We start from the raw sequence: 2,868 nt of genomic DNA on the forward strand, positions 1-2,868 counted from the left end.
GATGGACCTTGATATTGTGGAGCTGTCGCGACTGCAGTTTGCGATGACGGCTCTGTATCACTTCCTCTTCGTGCCGCTGACGCTGGGATTGTCGATCCTGGTTGCGATCATGGAGACGGTCTATGTGATGACCGGGCGGCCGATCTGGCGGCAGATGACGAAGTTCTGGGCGACGCTGTTCGGCATCAACTTCGTGCTCGGCGTGGCGACCGGGATCACCATGGAATTCCAGTTCGGGATGAACTGGAGCTATTACAGCCATTATGTCGGCGACATCTTCGGCGCGCCGCTCGCGATCGAGGGGCTGATGGCCTTCTTCATGGAGGCGACCTTCGTCGGGCTGATGTTCTTCGGCTGGGACAAGCTCTCGCGCGTCGGCCATCTGACCGTCACCTGGCTCGTCGCGATCGGCTCGAACTTCTCGGCGCTGTGGATCCTGATCGCCAATGGCTGGATGCAGAACCCGGTGGGCGCCGCGTTCAACCCGATGACCATGCGCATGGAGATGACCTCCTTCTTCGAGGTGCTGTTCAACGAGGTGGCGCAGGCGAAATTCGTCCATACCGTCTCGGCGGGCTATGTCACCGCCTCGATCTTCGTGCTGGGCGTCTCGGCCTGGTACATGCTGAAGGGGCGGCATCTGGAGCTTGCCCGCCGCTCGATCGCGGTGGCGGCGGCCTTCGGCCTTGCCTCCTCCTTCTCGGTCGTCATCCTCGGCGACGAATCGGGTTACAACGCCTCGCTGAACCAGAAGATGAAGCTCGCCGCGATCGAGGCGATGTGGGAAACCGAACCGGCGCCCGCCTCCTTCACCCTCTTCGGCATCCCCGATCAGGCGGCGCGCGAGACCCATTACGCGGTGAAGATCCCCTTCGCGATGGGGCTTCTCGGCACCCGCTCGCTGACCGAGGAAATCCCCGGCATCGACCAGCTGGTGAAACAGGCCGAGGCCCGGGTGCGCTCGGGGCTGCTTGCCTATGACGCGCTGATGCAGATCCGCGCGGCGAAGGGCAATGTCACGCCCGAACAGACGGCCGCCTTCGAGGAACACTCGAAGGATCTGGGCTTTGCCTTCCTGCTCAAACGCTATGTCGACGACCCGCGCCAGGCCACCGAGGCGCAGATCGTGCAGGCCGCGAATGACACCGTGCCCACGGTCTGGCCGATCTTCTGGTCGTTCCGGATCATGGTCGCGCTCGGCTTCTCCTTCATCGCGGTTCTGGGCTATTTCTTCGTGGTCTCGAACTTCAAGGGGATGCGCTATCCCCGCTGGGCGCTGCGGCTGGCGGTGATCGTCATCCCCGCGCCCTGGATCGCCGCGGAACTGGGCTGGTTCACCGCCGAATTCGGCCGCCAGCCCTGGACCGTCGACGGCGTGCTGCCGACCGCGCTCTCGGTCAGCCATCTCTCGGTCGCGGATCTCGCGATCACCCTTGCGGGCTTCGTGCTGTTCTACACCGTGCTCTTCATCATCGAGATGGGGCTGATGGTGAAATACATCCGCAAGGGCCCCTATCAGGACGTCGCCGAGACCGAGGACTGGATGCGCCGCCACGCGGCGCGGCTGAAGACCTCGGACGATGCCGTCACCATGCCTGCGGAGTAAGATGCCATGATTTTGCATGATCTGATCAGTCTCGATGTGCTGCGGGTGATCTGGTGGGGCCTTCTGGGCGTGCTGCTCATCGGCTTTGCCGCCACCGACGGCTTCGACATGGGGGTGGGGGCGCTGCTGCCCTTCGTCGCCAAGACCGATGACGAGCGCCGCGTCGTGATCAACACCGTCGGCCCGGTCTGGGAAGGCAACCAGGTGTGGTTCATCCTCGGCGGCGGCGCGATCTTCGCCGCCTGGCCGCCGCTTTACGCGGTCAGCTTCTCGGGCTTCTACCTTGCCATGTTCGCCGTGCTCGCGGCGCTGATCCTGCGGCCCGTCGGCTTCAAGTACCGCTCGAAGCGCGAGGGCCATGCCTGGCGCAACGGCTGGGACTGGGCGCTCTTCGTCGGCGGCGCGGTGCCGGCGCTGATCTTCGGCGTCGCCGTCGGCAATGTGCTGCAGGGCGTGCCGTTCCAGATCACCGAGGATCTGATGCCGCTCTACCCCGGCGCCTTCTATGCGAAGTTCCTCGGTCTGCTGAACCCCTTCGCGCTGCTTGCGGGCGTGGTCTCGCTGAGCATGCTGCTGCTGCATGGCGCGGGCTGGCTGACGCTGAAGACCGAGGGCGCGGTGCAGCGCCGCGCGATCGCGATCGGTTCGGTCGCGGGGCTCGTGGCGATCGCGGCCTATGTGCTCGCCGGTGTCTGGCTGGCCTACGGCATCCCGGGCTATGCGCTGACCTCCGAGGTCGCGGCGAACGGGCCGTCGAACCCGCTGCTCAGCACCGTCGCGCATCAGGGCTCGTGGCTTGCGGCCTATGCGCTGCGGCCCTGGATCGCGATCGCGCCGGTTCTGGGCATCGCCGGCATGGCGCTGGCGATCCTCGCGATGCGCAAGGGAAACGGGGCGGCACTGATCTTCTCGGGGCTGGCGATCTTCGGCGTGATCGCCTCGGTCGGGCTGACGATGTTTCCGTTCATCCTGCCCTCCTCGATCCAGCCCGACGCTTCGCTCACCGTCTGGGACGCCTCTTCCTCGCACCTGACGCTGTTCGTGATGCTCGTCGTCTCGGTGATCTTCGTGCCGATCATCCTTGCCTACACCGCCTGGGTCTACAAGGTGCTCTGGGGCAAGGTCACCGTCGCCGAGATCACTGAAAACAAGAACGCCTACTGAGAAAGGACGCATCCCATGTGGTACTTCGCCTGGATCCTCGGCCTCCCCCTCGCCGCCCTCATCGCCGTCGCAAACGCGATGTGGCTCGAAATGCTCAA

At 64.8% G+C, this 2,868-nt stretch carries 3 protein-coding genes; all 3 read left to right on the forward strand.

Annotated features, from left to right (window positions below; translation table 11 throughout):
* Window position 1 precedes the first annotated feature (1 nt).
* Complete coding sequence (locus EOW66_RS20195) at window positions 2-1,606, forward strand: cytochrome ubiquinol oxidase subunit I (RefSeq protein ID WP_128158078.1); 1,605 nt, start codon at window positions 2-4, stop codon at window positions 1,604-1,606.
* Window positions 1,607-1,612: 6 nt separating this feature from the next.
* Window positions 1,613-2,770, forward strand: coding sequence for a cytochrome d ubiquinol oxidase subunit II (gene cydB / locus EOW66_RS20200; RefSeq protein WP_128158079.1), 1,158 nt, complete (start codon window positions 1,613-1,615; stop codon window positions 2,768-2,770).
* Window positions 2,771-2,785: 15 nt separating this feature from the next.
* Window positions 2,786-2,868: cytochrome bd-I oxidase subunit CydX (gene cydX, locus EOW66_RS20205; protein ID WP_128158080.1), on the forward strand; the 83-nt coding region annotated here is incomplete at its 3' end.

Origin of the sequence: Paenirhodobacter huangdaonensis (assembly GCF_004022465.1) — a bacterium.
Taxonomy (GTDB): domain Bacteria; phylum Pseudomonadota; class Alphaproteobacteria; order Rhodobacterales; family Rhodobacteraceae; genus Rhodobacter; species Rhodobacter huangdaonensis.

Coding starts and splice junctions, on each gene's coding strand:
- cydB (WP_128158079.1), top strand. CDS start 1,613: ATGATTTTGCATGATCTGATCAGTCTCGATGTGCTGCGGGTGATCTGG.
- EOW66_RS20195 (WP_128158078.1), top strand. CDS start 2: ATGGACCTTGATATTGTGGAGCTGTCGCGACTGCAGTTTGCGATGACG.